This window comes from Hyphomicrobium facile, assembly GCF_900116175.1.
GTDB classification, from domain to species: domain Bacteria; phylum Pseudomonadota; class Alphaproteobacteria; order Rhizobiales; family Hyphomicrobiaceae; genus Hyphomicrobium_B; species Hyphomicrobium_B facile.
In genome coordinates, this window is sequence record NZ_FPCH01000001.1 from 871796 (window position 1) to 891169 (window position 19374).

Sequence of the window (19374 nt, forward strand, 5' to 3'; positions counted from 1 at the left end):
TGGACGTCATTACGCCGTCATACGCAAACTTCATCGGGCCCGCGCCGGGCGCGTCCCAATGCTGCCGAAATTCAACGGCCCGTGCGGCTCCGTACGGGTATCGCAATTCTTCGACATGGATGGTGAAATGAATCCCGCGGATGTCGCCCAAAGCGCCGTTGCCCCGGTCGGAGCGAGCGGCGTCTCGTTCATCGAACTGTTTTTGCATGCGAGCCTTACCGTCCAAATCATCATGACGGGGCTTGGCATCGCGTCCGTCTGGTCGTGGGCGATCATCTTCGAAAAGCTCCTCGCCTTCCGGCGTGCTCGCATCGAGAGCGACCGCTTCGAGCAATTGTTCTGGTCGGGTCAATCGCTCGACGAGCTTTACGCGAACCTGTCGCGCGGGCGGACGATCACCATGGCGGCGCTCTTCGTTGCCGCGATGCGCGAGTGGAAGCGCTCGGTCGAAGGCAACATCCGCGCGCTCGGTGGCATTCAGCTGCGCGTCGAGAAGGTGATGGACGTCACGATCAGCCGGGAGATGGAACGTCTCGACCGGCGCTTGCTGTTTCTTGCGACCGTTGGTTCGACGGCGCCGTTCGTCGGCCTGTTCGGTACGGTCTGGGGCATCATGACGAGCTTCCAGTCGATCGCGGTTTCGAAGAACACCTCGCTGGCGGTTGTTGCACCTGGTATCGCGGAAGCCTTGTTCGCGACGGCACTCGGCCTCATGGCCGCCATTCCGGCAGTTATTTTCTACAACAAGTTCTCGGCCGATTCGGCTGCGATTTCGCAGCGTCTCTATGCTTTTTCCGATGAATTCGCGGCGATCGTATCTCGCCAGATCGACGTAAGGGCTTAAGCCGATGGGGATGAGCGCCAAAGCGGGCGGTGGCAGCGGGCGCCGGCGTCGCGGCCGGCACATGCCGATGAGCGAAATCAACGTCACGCCGATGGTCGACGTGATGCTCGTGCTTTTGATCATCTTCATGGTTGCGGCGCCGCTTCTGCAGACGGGCATCGATGTCAATTTGCCGGAATCGAAGGGGCAAGAGATCCAGCCTCCGAAGAAGGATCCGGTGGCGGTAACGGTCAAGGCCAATGGCGACGTCTTCATCGGCGACTCGCAGGTTCCGATCGACGACCTGGCGACGAAACTCAAGGCAATCGCGGGCAACGGCTACGACGAGACGATCTTCGTGCGCGGCGACAAGGGCGTGAACTACGGCACGGTGATGGAGGTGATGAGCCGCATCAACCAAGGCGGGTTCAAGAAGCTGTCGTTCGTTCTCAATGGAGAAAAGGGAGGCTCCTAAGCGCTCGTAATCTCTAAAGGACGATACGTATGACGAACCAGGATGCGCGTCGGCCAAGGAACACGCGAAGCGCTCTGCCGATGCGTCGGTCGAATTGCTCGCAGCCGACGACGCGTATCCTGGTTCGCCCTGCGGTTCGCCACCATTGCGTGCGCGCTTACGTGCCGTCTTTCAGTGAAGGTGGGTGCTGACCGTGCCCTTCGGACTCGTTCTGTCCCTCCTCTTTCACGCTTCACTCCTCGGGTGGGCGCTCTTTTCGTTGCCTACGGCACCGCCGATATCACCAGATACGCCGGCGATCTCAGCGGACATCATCACGCCGTCCGAGTTCCTGCGCTTGAAGCAGGGAGCTGAGGACGCGAAAAATCTCGAGACCAAGGCGAACGACAAACCGAAGCCCGACGACAGCAAGAACGACACGGCGAAGCCGAACAACGCGCCGCCGCCGCCACCTCCGCCGCCCGCTGAAGAGCAGGTCGCAAAGGTCGAGCCGCCACCGGAGCCCGAGCCGCCTCAAGCTGCCGAGCCTCCGCCTCCGCCGCCACCACCGCCGGCGAAGACCGAGCCTGATCCAATAGCCAAGAAGATCGAGGAACCACCGCCGCCGCCGGAGCCTGCTCCGGGGCCGACGCCTGACGAAAAAAAGCTTCTGGAACAGAAGCTTGACGAAGAGCGGAAGGCCGAGGAAGCCAAGAAGAAGGCTGACGAGGAGGCGAAGAAAAAGGCCGAGGACGAAGCCAAGAAAAAGGCTGAAGACGAAGCCAAGAAGAAAGCCGAAGAAGAGGCCAAGAAGAAGAAGGCTGCCGAACTCAAGAAGAAGAAACAGGAAGAGGCCAAGAAGAAAGCCGAAGCCGCCAAGAAGCAGTTCGATCCGAGCAAGATCGCTTCTCTGCTCGAGAAGTCGCCGGACGACGCTACGCCCAAAGCTCTTCTCGACAAGGACAAGCGGAAGAAGGGGCAGCAGGCGGCAGGCTCAAGCTCGACGGCAACGAACTTCGGCAAGGAAGCCGGGACGCAAACGGGCTCCGATACGGTTCTTTCCGCGCGCGAGCAGGATCTCCTGAAGGGGATGCTGAAGTCGCAGCTCAACGGCTGTTGGCGTCCGCCGGGTACGGGCGGCGGCAGCGAGGTTCCGGTCGTCGAGCTTCATTGGGAGCTGAACGCGGACGGCACGCTCGTTGGTGAGCCGCGCGTCACGTCCGCACCATCGACCACGGCGGGGCAAGTTTATGCCGAAGCAGCGCTCAGAGCTGTCAGGATGTGCGCTCCGTTCCGCCTGCCTCCGGACAAGTACGAGGGCGGGTGGAAGTACATCGACTGGACTTTCGATCCGCGTGAAATGTTGTAAACGCCCAAAAGTTGCTTCATTCGACCGCGAAGCGAAACATGGCCTTGGGAATTCCGAATCGCACTGAGACGCATGAGAGACCATTCATGACCTTGAAAGTCCGCCGTAAAAGGCTGTTTTCCGTTGCGACGCTCGTCGCCACTTGCGTCTGGCTCGTCCCAGGGTTGGCGCCTCCCGCGATGGCGCAGCTCAAAGGCACGCAGACGGAAGGTACGATCGCGCCGATCCCGATCGCAATTCCGACATTTCTTGGCGACGATCAGGAGCTGGCGAGCAATATCGCCGCCGTGGTTGAAGCGGACCTCGAACGTTCGGGGCTCTTCCGGCCGCTCGATCATCAATCGTTTCTCGAGCAGGTTCGGGACGTCAATGCTGCGCCGCGCTTCGGCGACTGGCGCTCCATTCAAGCCGACGCGCTCGTCGTCGGACGGGTGGTCAATGCGGGAGACGGCAAGGTCGGCGCAGAGTTCAGGGTCTGGGATGTTGCGGGCGGAAAGCAGCTCGTCGGCCAGCGCTTTTCCACGTCTGCGCGGAACTGGCGCCGCATCGGCCACCTCATCGCGGACAGCGTTTATGAACGGCTGACGGGTGAGAAAGGCTACTTCGATACGCGCGTCGTCTACGTCGATGAAACGGGTCCGAAAGAGAAGCGCGTGAAGCGTCTCGCGATCATGGATCAGGACGGCGCCAATGTCCGGCTTTTGACGCAGGGCCAAGAACTTGTGCTGACGCCGAGGTTCTCTCCGACGAACCAGGAAATCACGTACATGTCCTACACGGGCGACCAGCCGAAGGTTTTCATCATGAACCTTGAAACTGGACGCCGGGAGCTCGTCGGCGACTTTCCCAACATGACCTTCGCGCCGCGCTTTTCGCCTGACGGGCAACGCGTGATCATGAGCCTCGGGACGCCCGACGGCCGTTCCAGCATTTACGAAATGGATCTCAGATCCAGGCAGCCGCGCCGACTCACGCAGTCGGACGGCATCGATACGAGCCCGAGCTACTCGCCGGACGGCAGCCAGATCGTCTTCGAAAGCGACCGGACCGGGGCGCAGCGGCTTTGGGTCATGAATTCGGACGGCTCGAACCAGCGTCAGGTCTCGCTGGGCGACGGCAGCTACTCGACGCCGGTCTGGTCGCCGCGTGGCGACTATATAGCGTTCACCAAGCAGTCGGGCGGCCAGTTCATCATCGGCGTCATGAAGCCGGACGGGTCGGGCGAGCGCATCCTCACGGAAGGTTTTCACAACGAGGGGCCGACCTGGGCTCCGAACGGGCGGGTTTTGATGTTCTTCCGTGAGTCGCAGGGGGGCAATGGGGGGCCGAGAATTTTCTCGGTCGATATCACCGGATACAACGAGCGAAAGGTGGACACTCCGGCGTTCGCTTCGGACCCCGCTTGGTCACCGCTTCTGAATTAACACCCTATTTACGAACGAAGCTGTCCAATTATTAACGACGCTCTGTTCGAGACAAACAAAGATACGCGATATCAATAGGTTGCGCATCTTAACCGTAGTCCAAAAAGTGTTGACTTTTCCCCACTAAGTCCCGTTGCATTTTCGCACCTATTGGCTTGGAAAACTTGGGAATTGCTGCCTCTGTTCTTGATCGGAACGCGCCCTCCCGGTACCCCAGAGTACGGCTTTTGCCGGAATCGTATCAGGAGATATGACCATGCAGGGTGTGAAGGGGCTGATCCTTTTGTCAGCAGTTGTTGCCGCTGTGGCCCTCGGCGCATGCCGCCGTGAGGCTGAGCATACGCCTTTGAAGCTCGGCGGCCCGACCGCTAGCGACCAGGTTGCTCGTTAATAACGAGTACTCTGTCTCAAAGGAGACTACCTATGAAAAGCGCATTTGTTCTCGCTACCGTTTTTGTAGCTGTTGCTCTCGGTGCATGCCGGAAAGAAGTTGAGCACCAGCCGCTTAAGCTCGGCGGGCCTGCGGCTTCGGAGCAGGTCGCACGCTAAGTGCTTCTTGTTTGCAAAGTACTGCGTTTTTCATCCTAATCTTCAAGACCGAGTTGTTGGCGACTACCTCGCCACCATCTCGGTCTTGAGCTTTTTTAGAGTGCCGTTCTCGGGCGCGTTCCGGTGCGTGAGGTGTGCCTTGGTGAGCTTTGCCGGTGTGTTCGGCGATCTGCTCGACCGGTCACTTTGTCTAAGACTGATTTGTCTAAGACTGATTTCCAATCTACATCGCCGTCAGCAGAGGCTCGAAAGCCAAGCGATTTTTGCGCGCGCTTTTGGGGCGGGAAAACGTCGAGAAATCTGCTCAAAACCGAATTAGTCGCACGCACACCTCGTATCGCGATGCTAAGAGTTCACGAGAGAAGGGATCGCAGTGGATCCAGAACATCCTGAGCGCGCTTTTGTGAGTGACGGGTGGTCAACAGGGGAATCGGCCATATTTTGGGCTGAACGATTCTCTATGCGGGAATGAAACAGCTATCTCTCTCAGCGGACGAAGCGTGTGCAACTCACGCGAGAGATGAGATCGATACGAAGGGGATTTGCGAAATGATGGCCACGTTTGCGCGGAGCTGGTGTCTGCGCCTTGCCGCCGTTTCGATTCTTGCCGCGACTGTCGGCGCGTGCGCCAACAAGGACATGCAGCCTGACGGGTTGAGCAGCAAGTATGGCAACGCGACGCCCGGTTCTCAGCGCGACTTCACACAGAACGTCGGCGACCTCGTCTACTTCTCGACCGACTCAGTCGATCTGACGCCGGAAGCTGCGCAGACGCTGTCGAAGCAGTCTCAGTGGCTGGCGCAATACCCGCAATACACGATCACCATCGAAGGCCATGCCGACGAACGCGGCACGCGCGAATACAACATCGCGCTCGGCGCCCGTCGCGCAACGACGGTGCGCAACTACCTTTCCGAGCACGGCGTGAATGGCGCGCGCATCCGCACGATCTCGTACGGCAAAGAGCGTCCGGTCGCGGTTTGCAACGACATCTCCTGCTGGTCGCAGAATCGCCGCGCTCAGACGGTGCTCAACAGTGGTGGCAGCGCCGGCGTGGTTAGCCAGCGTTAACCGTCGCCCCGCCGAACTGCTGCCACGTCGCGCATAGCCGCGCATCGAACGTGGCTGCGGCTCCGGAGTTGGCTCAATTGAGCCACACTCCCACAGAGCTTTCGAGTAACGCGGTTTCAGCAAAGTTTGGCCTAATTGGACTCCCATAACCGCGCCCGAGGCTTTCTTTGGTGCGGCGCCGGTATTCGATGTTGAATTTGCGGACTTCCAACGTTTCGGTGGGCGTTCTCTGTGTGGTGCTTGGCCTGATGGCTGTGCTCGTTGCACCTCGCGTGTTTGCTCAGGATCAGGCTGCGGACAGCGAAACGGCCGCGGAACTCGTCGAAGACGGGCTGGATGCTCTTTCCGATCACGCGGAAGAATCGGGCCGCCGTCTCCTGGCTCGCGTGATCAGCGATTTTCCCGGATCGGTCGAAGCGGCAAGGGCAAAGCGTGCGTTGGCCGCGCTCGATCGCGGCGAGAGCACTCCGGAAGAACGTGCAGCGATCAAGGCGGGGATCGCCGAGCGGGCGGCCGAGTTCCGGCGCGCGTTTCTTCTCGATGTCGGAGATCGCGTGTTCTTCGCCGAGAATAGCGCGATCCTGGGCGGGCGAGCGCGCAACATAATCGAGCGTCAGGCACGCTGGCTGACGGCTCGTCCCGATCTCACTGTCGTGGTGATTGGCCGGGCCGACGACGGTGGCGGGCGGAGCGCGACAGAAATTCTCTCGCTGCAACGTGCCCAGGTGGTGCGTGACCGGCTTATCGAGGGCGGAATCGCGGAAGCTCGCATCGAGGTTAAGGCGGCGGGCGACGCCGATCGTTTGGCTGTCTGCGATGGTCCGATGTGTCAGGCGCAGAACCGGAATGCCGAGGTCTTCATCAAGGAATGGCATTTCGACGGAAGCTGGCCGAAGTCAGCAATGTCAGCTTCGTCCGGGAAAGGTTCGGTCAGCCCGGTAAGCGTTCGGCGGGCGGATCCGGCCGATTCGGTTTCGCAGTGAGTCCTCGCTCCCCAGTTGATGGGTCCTGCGACCCGGCGTAGGTGGAGGTGCAGACGGTGCTGGGGTAAGCTTCTCCGGACGTCGCGTCATGCAGCGTTAGCGATTTAACATTCGATCGAACATTAGGGGTAGAGCCGGGAATGGCCAAGCTTGCGGGGATCCTTCGGAGTGGCTTGCGATTGCAAATCGTAGCGCTGGCGTTCGCCCTAACGGTTGTTCCAGCGCTGGCGCAAACGAGCGACGCGCGCCCGCCGAAAAGCGGTGCGGCGGCAACTGCTGCTGCTTCTTCCGGCGATGCCGGGCTCAAGGCCCGGGTTCAAGCTCTCGAAGAGCAACTCGTTGATATGCAGGTCGTCGTCGGAACTTTGGAATCGCTTGCCAAAGGCGGCGGCTCGACCGCTGCGCCATTCCCTTCGTCCGGCGGGGCCGTTTCCGCGGACCCGGCGCGGATCGAAGGACTAGAGACGCAGGTTCGTGCGCTCTCGGCGCAAGTGCAGCAGCTCTCGGATCAGGTTCGCAGCATGGGCGGCGTACCGCGCCGTTCGGAAATTCAAGGCGGCACTGAGACCGGCGCGACCGATCATGCGGACGCGACCGTCGATGGCTTCGGATCGACAACGGTTTCATCCGGCAACGATGCCATCGGCGGACTACTCGACAGCCATGGACAAGCGGCCGAGCCCGACCACGGCGGTGGCGTTGGTGGATTGCCGGCGCCAGTCGCGACGGCCGCCTTGCCTGCCGCTAGCGAGACGAGCGGCGATCCGAAGCAGCTTTACGAGACGGCGTATGGCTATTTGCTTCAGCGCGATTATGGCTCCGCGGAAACGGCATTCGGCGATTTTTTGAAGAAGTTTCCGAACGACTCGCTTTCGGGAAACGCGCAATACTGGCTCGGCGAAACTTATTTCGTCCGCGGCCAATACAAGGCGGCGGCGGGCTCCTTCCTGAAGGGCTATCAGACGTATTCGCAAAGCGGGAAGGCGCCTGACAGTCTCTTGAAGCTCGCAATGTCGCTCGACCGGCTTGGACAAAAAGATGCGGCGTGCTCGTCTTTTTCCGAGCTCGCATCAAAATTTCCGACAGCGCCGCAAAACGTGAAGTCGCGCGCGCAGAGTGAGCGGCAGCGGATCGGCTGCCAATAAAGGAGCGGCGGGCGCGAATTCTCCGCCGAGCTGAATATCCGTGACACGAGGCTCGCAGTTGCCGGTCACCGATGCTGAAGCGGACGCCGCGTTCGAGCGGCTGGCGCGCTTCGGCCACATCGTGCTTGCCGTGTCCGGCGGTCCGGACAGCATGGCGCTAATGGTTCTCGCGGCGGAATGGCGGGCACGCTCGAAATCGCCGGCGCCGTCCATCTCCGTTGCGACCGTCGATCATGGTCTTCGGTCCGAGGCGCGTTTCGAGGCCGAACAGGTCGGCGCGGCTGCCCGACGCCTGGATTTGCCGCATACCGTTTTGACCTGGGAAGACGTGAAGCCGCAAACGGGCGTGCCGATGGCCGCGCGGGAAGCGCGCTATCGTCTTCTGGATGAACACGCGCGCGGATTCGCTGCTGGCAGCGTTGCGGTTGCGACGGCTCATCATCTCGATGATCAGGCCGAAACGTTTGCCATGCGGCTGCAGCGCGGCGCGGGAATCGATGGCCTTTCAGGCATGCGGACCGAAAGGCTTATCGCCGAGACGTCTCCGGTTATTCTGGCGCGGCCTCTGCTCGGATTTGGAAAAGCGCGTCTCGTCGCGACCGTCGCCGCGCGCGGCATTGCCTATGTCGAAGACCCGACGAACGCCGATGACCGCTTCGAGCGCACGCGCGTACGTTCGGCGTTGTCCAATTTCCACGATGCAGGACTGTCGCCGCAAGCGCTTGCCACATCGGCGCGCCGCCTTGGCGACGCTCGCGATGCACTCGTCTATGCCGAGGAGCGTTTTATTGCGTCGCTTGCGCTTTCGTTCGGCAATGAGATCTTCGCGACGCTCGACCGGCGAGCCTTCGACGATGGTCCGGCCTACCTCCGGCAGAAGGTGCTGGCGGGCCTCATCGCTCGCTATGGAGGCGATAGTCCCGAGCCGAGGCTATCTGAAATCGAGGCCCTGGCGGCGCACCTGCAACGGGACGGGAAGGCTGCTGCAACACTAGGTGGCGCGATGATCTCGGGGGGGCCGCGGTTCATTCGCATCTGGCGGGAGGCTGGCCGCCTCGATCAGACTGCGATCGAACTTCGGCCGGGCGCCGTCCGAGTTTGGGACAGTCGATTTGTGCTGCGCTGGTCTGCGGAAACTGGGGACCGAGGGTCGCAGGGCTCTGTCATTACCGTCAAACCATTGGGGCTGGCCGCGTACCGGGCAATCCTGCCGCGGCTTCGCGGCCGCCAGCTGCCGCCCGCGCGCGCGTCGGCGGCGCTCCCGTCATTTTGGGCGGGAGAACAATTCGTTGCAGCGCCCTCACTGGCGCCTTTTGCCCTGGTGGGAGCCGAGCCGCTCGACCCCGCCGAATTTAATCTTACCCCCTTGGCAGCGGGTACATTTTAAGGATTTGGACGTATTGTAGCGCGTGGGAACCTGAGTAAACGCACAACTTGTGCGGAGATGGGCCGCCACCTATGTTAAGCTCTCACTTTGGGGGCAGCAGTGCCACCGAGCACGCGCCATTTTGGTGCCGACGGCGCCATCAAGGAAACCAATGAACCCGAATTATCAGAAACTTGCGATCTGGGCGGCGTTGTTCGTCCTATTGCTGGCACTCTACAATCTGGTCAGCAACCCGAGCACGGCCCGCCGGTCGAACGAAATTCAGTATTCGGAATTTCTAGACGCCGTCGATAAGGGTAACGTGTCGGAAGCCGTGATCGCGGGCAACCGCATCACCGGAACGAAAAAAGACGCAAGCTCGAGCGATGCGGCGTTCTCGACTTACGCTCCGGAAGACCCGAACCTCGTGACCCGCCTGCGCGAGAAGGGTGTGAAGTTCAAAGCGCGGCCTGCCGAGGATGAAGTGCAGTCGATAACAAGCATTCTTCTGAGCTGGTTTCCGATGCTGCTGCTCATCGGCGTGTGGATCTTCTTCATGCGCCAGATGCAGTCGGGCTCCGGCCGAGCAATGGGCTTCGGCAAGTCTCGCGCGAAGCTCCTGACGGAGCGGCACGGCCGCGTCACCTTCGAGGACGTTGCTGGCGTCGACGAAGCGAAAGCCGATCTCGAGGAGATCGTCGAGTTCCTTCGCGACCCGCAGAAATTCCAGCGGCTTGGCGGCCGCATTCCCCGCGGCTGCTTGCTGGTCGGTCCTCCCGGCACCGGTAAGACGTTGATCGCGCGCGCCGTTGCCGGCGAAGCCAATGTGCCGTTCTTCACGATCTCGGGCTCCGACTTCGTCGAAATGTTCGTCGGCGTCGGTGCGAGCCGCGTGCGCGATATGTTCGAGCAGGCGAAAAAGAACGCGCCTTGCATCATCTTCATCGACGAAATCGATGCCGTCGGCCGTCATCGCGGCGCCGGTCTCGGTGGCGGCAACGACGAGCGCGAACAGACGCTCAACCAGTTGCTCGTCGAGATGGATGGTTTCGAAGCCAACGAAGGCATCATCATCATCGCGGCGACGAACCGTCCCGACGTGCTTGATCCGGCGTTGCTCAGGCCTGGCCGTTTCGACCGCCAGATCGTCGTTCCCAATCCGGATGTGGTCGGGCGCGAGAGAATTCTGCGCGTTCACATGAAGAAGGTGCCGCTTGCTCCCGACGTCGATCCGAAGGTCATTGCTCGCGGAACCCCCGGGTTCTCGGGCGCCGATCTCGCGAACCTCGTCAACGAAGCGGCGCTGCTTGCCGCGCGGCGCAACAAGCGGCTCGTGACGCAGGCGGAGTTCGAGGATTCCAAAGACAAGGTCATGATGGGCGCCGAGCGCAAGACGATGGCCATGACCGAGGAAGAGAAACTCGCGACTGCCTATCACGAGGCGGGCCACGCCATCGTCAATCTCGTCGTGCCGGGCAACGATCCCCTGCACAAGGTGACGATCATTCCGCGTGGCCGGGCGCTGGGCGTAACGATGAGTTTGCCGGAGCGGGATCGCCTCAGCTATTCGAAGCAGTGGTGCGAAGGCAAGATCGCGATGGCTTTCGGCGGCCGTGTCGCCGAGCAGATCATCTATGGCCGCGAGCATTTGAATACGGGTGCTTCGAGCGACATCAGCCAGGCGACGAACATCGCCAAGAAGATGGTGACGGAGTGGGGCATGAGCGACAAGCTCGGGCCGCTGCTCTATTCGGAAAACCAGCAGGAAGTGTTCCTCGGTCATTCGATCACGCAGCAGAAGAACATGAGCGAAGAGACAGCCCGGCTCATCGACGAGGAAACCCGTCGTATTGTGACGACGGGCGAGAAGATCGCTTGGGAAGTGCTGACGCAGCACAAGGCCGAACTCGAGGCGATGGCTCAGGCGCTGATGGAATACGAGACGATCAACGGCGACGAGTGCCAGGGGATCATGCGTGGCGAAAAGATCGTGCGTCCGTCGGACGATGACGGCAGCAAGGGTCCGGCCGGTTCGGCTGTTCCGTCTGCAGGCCGGCAGCCGCCGCGACCACGGGGCGAGCCCAAGGGCGGGATCGATATCGAGCCCGAACCGCAGCCGCAGTAATCGTTGGACGATGGTCCTCAAATTTCCCGGCGGCCGCGATAGTATCGCGGCCGCTTTTTCGTGAGTGGAATTCAATCGAAATGAAACGATCAGTCTACCTGCAGCCTAGTGCGATTTTCTGGGATCGGAGTTCGCGGCGCGCGATCGATGAGGCCGAGGTTCCGGAATGGAAGGGCTTGCCGCTCGCGGGGACCCGGCTTTCGTTCGCGGCGCTCGACGTCCTGACGCGTGCTTCGCCTGAAACGAAACGGCGGAAGGTCATTCTCGGAGACGCGTTCAGCGGCGATTGGGGACGCGAGGCGCTATCGGCAGCCGACATCCTTCAAGAGCTATCGGAACCTCGTGCGCGGGTCGCCGGGCTATCGCTCGAGCGCCCTCGCATCATGGGCATCGTCAATGTTACGCCGGATAGCTTCTCGGACGGCGGCCAGTTCGCGACGACCGAGGCCGCGATCGCGCAGGGCCTAAGACTCGTCGAGGAGGGGGCAGACATTCTCGACATCGGCGGCGAGAGCACGCGGCCGAATGCCGATACGGTCGCGCTCGATGAAGAATTGCGCCGGGTCATTCCCGTTGTCGAAGGGCTGCGCGCCAAGACCGATGCAGTGATCTCGGTCGATACGCGGAAGGCCGAGGTCATGCGGCGCGCGGCTGCAGCCGGCGCCGATATTCTCAATGACGTCTCGGCGTTCACGCACGATCCAGAAGCCTTGGAGGTTGCGGCCGAAACCGGACTGCCGATCGTTCTCATGCATGCGCAGGGCGATCCGAAAACGATGAACGAAAATCCGCAGTACGATGACGTCGTGCTCGATGTGTTCGATTATCTCGAAGGCCGCATTCAGGCCTGCGTCGCTGCCGGTATCCCCAAGGCGAAGATCGTCGCCGATCCGGGCATAGGCTTCGGCAAGCACCTTCATCACAACGTCGCCGTGATGGCGGGGTTGTCGCTCTATCACGGCCTCGGCGTTCCGCTGCTTCTCGGCGTCAGCCGGAAGAAGATGATCGGTCAGCTCTGCAATGTGGAAGATGCGAAGGATCGGGTGCCGGGGTCGCTGGCTTGCGCCATCGCGGGCATTGCCGCCGGCGTGCAGTTCGTGCGCGTTCACGACGTCAAGGAAACGAAGCAGGCCATAGAAGTTTGGCGCGCTTGCGCGGCGGGTACGGAGAAGGGGCTCGACTGATCGGCCCTGAACTGAGGCAGCCGAATGCGGCGCCTCTCGCTATCGGACTGTCAGCTTCATCATTCGAAGGACGAGGTAGAAGCCGAGGATTGCCGCGAGTAGCGCGCCCGCGACGGCCGGGGCGCGCCAATCGGTGCTCGCCATGCGGGTGACGAGAAGCCCCGCACAGACGACGATGCCGGCGATCGGCAGGATCAAGGGAATTTCGAATTGCCCCGGCGCTTCGCCTTGCCGGCGCTTCAACACGATGAGCGACGCGTTTACGGAGATGAACACGACGAGCAGCAGCAGGACGGTCGCGGCGGCGAGATCGGCGATGTCTCCCACCATGATCAGGAGCAGCAGCAATGCGAAGAGAAGCCAGATTGCGATGTGGGGCGTTCTTCGCGTCTGGTGCACGCGTCCCATGAAGCCCGGCAGAAGCCCCTGTCCGGACATGCCGTAGATCAATCGGGATGCGGTCACGTAGTTGACGAGTGCCGTGTTCGCCACTGAGAAGAGCGCGATGAAGCTCATCAGCCCGGCCGGCATATCGGGGAGGGTGCGCTGCATGACGGCCGTCAGTGGGCTGGGGGCTGCGGCGAGTTCCTGCCACGGCAAGACCGACACGGCCGTAACCGAGACAGCCACATAGAGAACCGCCGCGGCGAGCGTCGCGATGACGAGGCCTCGCGGGATCGTGCGCGCGGGATCTCTGCATTCCTCGGCGACGTTGACGGCATCTTCAAAGCCGATGAAGGCAAAGAACGTGAGCACGGATGCCTGAAGCACAATGAGAGGCAGTCCGAAGTCCGCGCGGTCCGGCGGCGTTTCGAAGTAGCTGACCGTGCCCCAATAGGACATGCCCGACGCGATCACGAGGAGGAGCCCCGATACCTCCATCAGCGTGCAGACGACGTTGACCCACATGCTTTCGCGGATGCCGCGGAAGACGATGCCGCTGAGGATCAGGAGAAAGCCCGCCGCGATGGCGGCCGGCGGCAAGGCTTCGATGCCCGCCATGTCGGCGAGGATCGCCGCGAAGATCTTCGACTGGGTCGCGATCGACGTCAGTCCGGATGCGACAAGCGCGAGGCCGATGGTGAAGCTGAGGCTTGGACGGCGGAATGCGCGGTCGGTGACGTATGCGGCTCCGCCTGCGCGCGGGTAGCGCGAGCCAAGCGAGGCATAGGAGAGCGATGTCAGCAGTGCCGCGACGAGGGCGACGAGAAAGGACAGCCAGACGGCAGACCCAGCTTCGCCGGCCGCTTTGCCGATGAGGCCGTAGATGCCGGACCCGATCATGCTGCCGAGCGCATAGAGCGCCAGCTGTGTGGTTCCAATGGAGCGGCGGAGGCTCGGCTGCTTTGCGTCAGTCGGCGCTTCGGCCACCACGTCGCGTCCTTTTTATTCTTGAGGGATTTATCAGCTTGCCGCGGCTTTGCGGTCGGCAAGGCGACGCTCGACGCCTGCGATGATGGCCTTGCGGATGTCGTCGGTCCGCTTCACGGACGGCTCGACGGGAACGTGCTGCGCTTCGGCGAAGGCGCGGAGATTTTCCGCCGATTTGATTTCCTGAAGGCGCGTCATCAGTCCTTCGCGGCCATGCTTGGAGAGCGTGACAAGCGCGGAGAAGCGGTAGGGATTGAAGTTCTCGGCGCGGTCGTGGCGGTCCTGCGTTTCGGCCGGGGCTGTGGCTTTCCTGGTCTTCCGGGCCTCGACGGCGGGTTCTTCGAGAGTTTCTGATGGACGTTCAGAGGGAAGCTCTGACGAGAGTTCCGGCGGAAGTTCGGGGGGCATCTCCCGAACCAGCATGCGATTTACCGCTTTCGTCAGCGCAAGCGCGAGCCGCTCGGCCGCTTCACCCTCGAGCGCCGTTTCACGCCGGATGTGGGCGCGAAAGAACGTCGCCATTTCGTCGCCGGGCCAGAGCTGTTTGCCTTTGCTCATGTTCGACGTTTTCTCGCCTTCAGCAGTTAAGAGACAGAGACCGTGGCTTTCTTCTTCGCCGCTACGGTTTCGACCAAGCGGGCGATTTCCTGATGAAGCTCTTTGACGTCGCCTGCGGCATCGGAATACTTCACGTCGATCGTTCGCAACTGACCGATGTAGTCGAAGGCATTGGCGATGCCATTCCTTTGCGGCAGGAATGTCTCGAGCACCGGATGCACGAGGCTTATTTCCTCGATCATCATATAGTCCCGGTCGTCGTTGCGCACGTAGTTTGCGAGGCAGACGTAACGCCTGTCCTCAGCCGGCATTGCGGCCAGGTCGTCGAGATTGCGCATGTCCTCGATCAGCATGGCGACGCGATCGACGGCGAGCTGCGAGACGTAATCGGGCCGGAACGGCACGATGACTTTGTCGGCCGTTTTGAGGGCCGCGAGCGCTGCAAACGAGAGGCCCGGCGCGCAGTCGAGAATGACGACGTCATAGTCGCCTTCGAAGCGGCGGATAAGGCTTTCCATGCGGCCGCGGACGCGGTTGGCGACGACTTCCGGCACGTTACTCTGGCTTGCCTGCTTCAGGTAGAGCTCGCCCTGGATGTCCTCCAGGAGGAGCGAACCGGGGACGAGCGAAATCGGGGCCGGTTTGCCGTTCGCCAGGGAAACATCGCCGACGTTCTTGGCGACGTAATCGCGAGCGTTGGCGGGAATGCCGTCGAAGAGGTCGTAGAAGTAGTCGGCGATGGTCTTGCCGGCCTTGCGGGCTTCGTTCCAGCCCTGGCCGCCCATCAGGATCAGTGATGCGTTGCACTGAGAGTCGAGGTCGATCAGCAGGACGCGCTTGCCACCGTAGACGGCGAGCCCGTGCGCCAGCATCACCGAGCAAGTGGATTTGCCGACGCCGCCCTTGCGGTTAGCGACCGCTAGAAAGACTGCCATTATCGATACCTCTCAGATTGCGCTCGCTAAAATGACATTGCCCCTGAAGCGCGCGCCACATCAATAGCCGACCTATGGGCCGATTCCATGACCCGGTCCAACACGGGTCTCAAAAGCACACAATGTGGAACGATGGGATGCGCCTGTGCAACCCTCAGTGGAATCCAGTGTAAAATTTGCGGCAATTCAACCAACGGAATGGAATGGTAGTGTTTGCTCGGGCATCTATGCTCTCTAAGGGGACGGCGAAGCACGCCGCAGGCGATCGCCTAGTGCTTGCCGATATTTTTTCGGATCGTCGACTTGGGCCAGTTGCGCGCAATCGCCGGTCCGGCACGACGGGAGGTTAGCATGGTACGCCGCTATTTCGGGACGGACGGCATTCGCGGTCTCGCCAACACGCATCCGATGACATCGGAGATTGCGTTGAAGGTCGGGATGGCGGCCGGAACCGTGTTCCGCTCGGGCACACATCGCCACCGCGTCGTGATCGGCAAGGACACGCGGCTTTCCGGCTATATGCTGGAAGCGGCGCTCATGTCGGGTTTCACGTCCGTGGGCATGGACGTGTTCCTTCTCGGACCGATGCCGACGCCGGCCGTCGCCATGTTGACCCGGTCGCTGCGTGCCGATCTCGGCGTGATGCTGTCGGCTTCCCACAATCCTTCCAATGACAACGGGATCAAGCTCTTCGATCCGGACGGCTACAAGCTGTCGGACGAAATGGAAAAGCAGATCGAGGATCTGATCGATTCCGATTCCAAATCCATGCTTGTTGAAGCCGACCGCATCGGGCGGGCGACGCGGGTCGAGAGCGCGCAGGAGCGGTATATCGAATTCGCCAAGCGCACGATGCCGAAGCAGCTGCGCCTCGCGGGTCTGCGCATCGTCATCGATTGCGCGAATGGCGCCGGATACAAGGTCGCGCCGGAAGCGCTGTGGGAACTCGGCGCCGAGGTCATCAAGATCGGCGTCGAGCCTAACGGCCGCAACATAAATCTGAATTGCGGTTCGACGTCGCCGAAGGCGCTCGTCGAGAAGGTGAAAGAGCTTCGCGCCGACATCGGCATCGCGCTCGACGGCGACGCCGACCGCGTTGTGATCGTGGACGAGAAGGGCGAGATCGTCGACGGCGATCAGCTCATGGCGGTGATCGCGGAAAGCTGGCACCGGACGGGCAAGCTTACGGCGGGCGGCATCGTTGCGACGGTGATGAGCAACCTCGGCCTCGAACGCTATTTGCGCTCCATAGGGTTGACGCTCGCGCGGACGCCGGTCGGGGATCGTTACGTCACCGAGCATATGCGCAAGCACGGGTTCAATGTCGGCGGCGAGCAATCGGGGCACATCGTGCTCTCCGATTTCACGACGACGGGCGACGGATTGGTCTCTGCACTGCAGGTTCTGGCGTGTGTCGTCGCCACGGGGAAGACGGTGTCGGAAGTCTGCAATCGCTTCCAGCCGCTGCCGCAGATTTTGCGAAACGTGCGTTATGCCAGCGGGCGTCCGCTCGAGGATACGCGCGTCGTCAAGGCCATCGAGGGCGCGAAAGCGAAGCTCGGAGAGAATGGCCGTCTCGTCATTCGGCCTTCGGGCACGGAGCCTGTCATCCGTGTGATGGCGGAAGGTGACGACGAGAAGATCGTGTCGAGCATCGTCGGCGATATCTGCGACGCGGTTAAGTCGGCAGCGGCGGCGTAAGCTCGGTTTTTCTTTCAAATAGCGGCGGTCAATTCGCGGCGGCAGGACCGCTTCGGCGTGTGGCGCCGGGCTGCGCAGGATCATCCGCGCGCGCATCATGTTAACTTCTCGTTAGGACTTTTGCTTGTGCTCCGGCGTGTCAGATTTCGACGCCGGTTAAGCTCCCCTTAAACCTTATTGGTAATATTCGGCATGGGTTTTAGTACCGGCCCGCCGCTTCGCGCGCCGAGCCGACACCAGAAGGGAAGACACATGCTTTTTACGCGCAATGTACTCGTTGTCAGCGCGGCACTCGTTCTCGGCAGTGCTCTGGGTGCGTCGGCTGCCGACCTCGGCGGCACCAGTCTCAAGGACGCTCCGATCATGGAGGCCATGCCGGCTGCGTCGGCTGGCTGGTACATCCGGGCCGACGGCGGATATAACTGGTTCACGACCCCTTCGGTGAGCTTCAGCGGCCGTGAGGTCGGAAACGCCAGCCAAGACGGCGCGTGGAGCGTCGGCGGCGGCATCGGCCGCTATTTCGGACGCGGTTTCCGTGGCGATATCACGGTCGACCATATTTTCGATTCCACCTCCGAGTCCTCGCTTTATTATTCTCCGGGCAACCTCGTCGGCAATTCGAAGTTCGACTTGAGCAGCACCGTCGTCCTGGCCAACCTCTATTACGATTTCAACCGTGGTGGCCGCTTCATTCCGTACATCGGCGCCGGCATCGGTTATGCGCACAATTCGACGTCGTCAGGGACGTTCGAGCAGTGCGGTTGCACAACCGAATTTGATGGAAAGTCCACCAATAACTTCGCGGCAGCGGCAATGGCCGGTGTCTCCTGGCGCATCCGCGGCGGTCAGACGACCTACGTCAGCGGCATGAAGGACGAGCCGGTCGCGGTCAGCTCGGGCAACGCGCTCTACCTCGATTTTGGATATCGCTTCCTCTACCTCGGCAAAGCGGAAACGGCTTCGTTCGATGCAGACACTGTGACGTCTACTGAAAAATTAAAGGACATTACCGCTCACCAGCTTCGCGTCGGTCTTCGGTACGACCTGAACTGAGCAATTGTCAGGGGCGCCTGTCGTGCGCGCCCCCCGAGAAGAATTGGAAACAGGGGCGTAGCGCCTGTTTCCGCCCGGAATGCCAAAGGTGTGGTTTGTTGTGCGTGTTTCGCGTTTGCGTGTCCTCCCCCGTGAAGCGTAGTGGGCTCCTCCTTCCCGAGGAGCCCACGGACACCCAACCGAAACCGCTGTTCCCTCCTAGGGCTCGGTTAGCGCAAGCGTAGCGTTGAGCAGAGTCTTGAGTGGCGCGCATATGCATGCGTGCCGGATTTGAGGGATCGAAGATGAAATCTGCGAAGACGTGGATCGCCACGTGTTTTCTGCTTGCCGCCAGTGCAGCGCCTGCAATGGCCGCGGACTGGGGCGGCGTCAAGGATATGGGCGGCGGGGTCGCGATACCCGTTCCGGCTCCCGTTCCCGTGCCGACATATGATGCGGACTCGGATTGGTATGTCGGGTTGACGTTCGGCGGGAACATCTCGCAAAGCGCGTCTGTCAAAGACACGGATGTCGATTATCTGGGCGATTCAACCCCCGGATACTTCGCGAAAGACAGCGGCGACCTGCCGATGTCGCCGATCTTCGGTTTGACGTTCGGCCGCTATTTGACACCGTCTCTGCGGGCCGAAGTCGCGATCGATTACACGCCCAACTATCAGATCTCCGATGATTACAGGCTGGGGTATCTCGCTACGAACTCGGCGCCCAACACTACAATCGGCGGCATCGATACAAACACCTATTCCATTTCGCGAACCGACACGGTGAAACTTTCGCGAACGACCGGCCTCGTGAACCTGATCTACGATTTCAACACCGGAACCCGGTTTACTCCTTACATCGGCGGCGGCGGCGGCTTCTCCTGGAGAAGGCTGCAGAGGTCCTATTCGGAATCGGCCACGTGTATTGGTGGGTCCAACTCCATAGATGGCCCGTATACGCCGCCTGCCTGCTCAGGCAATCCCTCGCTTCCAGCGGACTCTTCGACGGAGAAGGGTGCCACCAGCAAGAACCAGATCAATTTTGCTGCGGCCGTACAGGCGGGCGTCGCCACGAACCTCACCGAATCCATCATCTGGGACAACGGCTGGCAGATGCTTTGGGAACAGGGCGCGATTTCGTCGATCGCTCCGTCGGCCTCGGGCGGGAATCAAATCGTTTACAAGGACGCCGTCCTGCAGCAGTTCCGGTCCGGCATCCGTATCAAGTTCGATTAGAACGTGCACCCCAAGTGTTGCTTGGTGCCGAAAGGCGGTCGTTCGC

16 protein-coding genes are annotated in these 19374 nt (G+C 61.3%); 13 read left to right on the forward strand and 3 right to left on the reverse strand.

All coding sequences use genetic code 11. From position 1 onward, the window contains the following. Positions 1–127: 127 nt before the first annotated feature. From tolQ to folP, 10 genes are all read left to right on the forward strand, one after another. Complete coding sequence (gene tolQ, locus BM399_RS04245; protein ID WP_092866291.1) at positions 128–844, forward strand: protein TolQ; 717 nt, start codon at positions 128–130, stop codon at positions 842–844. A 4-nt stretch (positions 845–848) separates the two neighbouring features. Then, positions 849–1298, forward strand: a complete 450-nt coding sequence (gene tolR / locus BM399_RS04250; RefSeq protein WP_092864635.1) for a protein TolR — start codon at positions 849–851, stop codon at positions 1296–1298. A gap of 193 nt (positions 1299–1491) precedes the next feature. Then, positions 1492–2646, forward strand: coding sequence for a cell envelope integrity protein TolA (tolA, locus tag BM399_RS04255; RefSeq protein ID WP_092866294.1), 1155 nt, complete (start codon positions 1492–1494; stop codon positions 2644–2646). A gap of 86 nt (positions 2647–2732) precedes the next feature. Beyond that, positions 2733–4070, forward strand: a complete 1338-nt coding sequence (gene tolB / locus BM399_RS04260) for a Tol-Pal system beta propeller repeat protein TolB (protein WP_092866298.1) — start codon at positions 2733–2735, stop codon at positions 4068–4070. Between the two features lie 1098 nt (positions 4071–5168). After that, positions 5169–5690: a peptidoglycan-associated lipoprotein Pal gene (pal, locus tag BM399_RS04265; protein WP_092866301.1), complete on the forward strand. Its 522-nt coding sequence runs from the start codon at positions 5169–5171 to the stop codon at positions 5688–5690. Between the two features lie 188 nt (positions 5691–5878). Beyond that, positions 5879–6673, forward strand: coding sequence for an OmpA family protein (locus BM399_RS04270; RefSeq protein ID WP_092864638.1), 795 nt, complete (start codon positions 5879–5881; stop codon positions 6671–6673). A gap of 179 nt (positions 6674–6852) precedes the next feature. Further along, positions 6853–7818 (forward strand): tol-pal system protein YbgF, encoded by a 966-nt coding sequence (gene ybgF / locus BM399_RS04275; protein ID WP_244531058.1) that lies wholly within the window; start codon positions 6853–6855, stop codon positions 7816–7818. A 40-nt stretch (positions 7819–7858) separates the two neighbouring features. Then, positions 7859–9205, forward strand: coding sequence for a tRNA lysidine(34) synthetase TilS (tilS, locus tag BM399_RS04280; RefSeq protein ID WP_092864644.1), 1347 nt, complete (start codon positions 7859–7861; stop codon positions 9203–9205). Between the two features lie 151 nt (positions 9206–9356). After that, on the forward strand, positions 9357–11309 hold the full coding sequence (gene ftsH, locus BM399_RS04285) for an ATP-dependent zinc metalloprotease FtsH (RefSeq protein WP_092864647.1): 1953 nt from the start codon (positions 9357–9359) through the stop codon (positions 11307–11309). Positions 11310–11389: 80 nt separating this feature from the next. Beyond that, a complete protein-coding gene (folP, locus tag BM399_RS04290) occupies positions 11390–12493 on the forward strand; it encodes a dihydropteroate synthase (RefSeq protein ID WP_092864650.1) in 1104 nt (367 codons plus the stop codon). Between the two features lie 39 nt (positions 12494–12532). Here the strand turns inward: folP and BM399_RS04295 are convergent, their stop codons facing one another. Genes BM399_RS04295 through BM399_RS04305 form a run of 3 tightly spaced genes read right to left on the reverse strand, consistent with a single transcriptional unit; the run spans position 12533 to position 15357 of the window. Further along, positions 12533–13864: an APC family permease gene (locus BM399_RS04295; protein WP_244531059.1), complete on the reverse strand. Its 1332-nt coding sequence runs from the start codon at positions 13862–13864 to the stop codon at positions 12533–12535. Between the two features lie 33 nt (positions 13865–13897). Then, positions 13898–14422, reverse strand: a complete 525-nt coding sequence (locus BM399_RS04300; RefSeq protein WP_092864652.1) for a hypothetical protein — start codon at positions 14420–14422, stop codon at positions 13898–13900. A gap of 26 nt (positions 14423–14448) precedes the next feature. Further along, positions 14449–15357: a ParA family protein gene (locus BM399_RS04305; RefSeq protein WP_092864655.1), complete on the reverse strand. Its 909-nt coding sequence runs from the start codon at positions 15355–15357 to the stop codon at positions 14449–14451. Between the two features lie 351 nt (positions 15358–15708). On the opposite strand from BM399_RS04305, the gene glmM reads away from it, so the two are divergent. The 3 genes from glmM to BM399_RS04320 all read left to right on the forward strand — a co-directional run bounded on the left by glmM (position 15709) and on the right by BM399_RS04320 (position 19328). Further along, entirely contained in the window at positions 15709–17058 is a 1350-nt protein-coding gene (gene glmM / locus BM399_RS04310) for a phosphoglucosamine mutase (RefSeq protein ID WP_092864658.1), read from the forward strand. Positions 17059–17310: 252 nt separating this feature from the next. Next, a complete protein-coding gene (locus BM399_RS04315; protein ID WP_092864661.1) occupies positions 17311–18111 on the forward strand; it encodes an outer membrane protein in 801 nt (266 codons plus the stop codon). Between the two features lie 284 nt (positions 18112–18395). After that, the gene (locus BM399_RS04320; RefSeq protein WP_092866308.1) at positions 18396–19328 is read left to right on the forward strand and encodes a hypothetical protein; all 933 of its coding nucleotides are present in this window, start codon (positions 18396–18398) and stop codon (positions 19326–19328) included. The last annotated feature ends 46 nt before the right edge of the window (positions 19329–19374 follow it).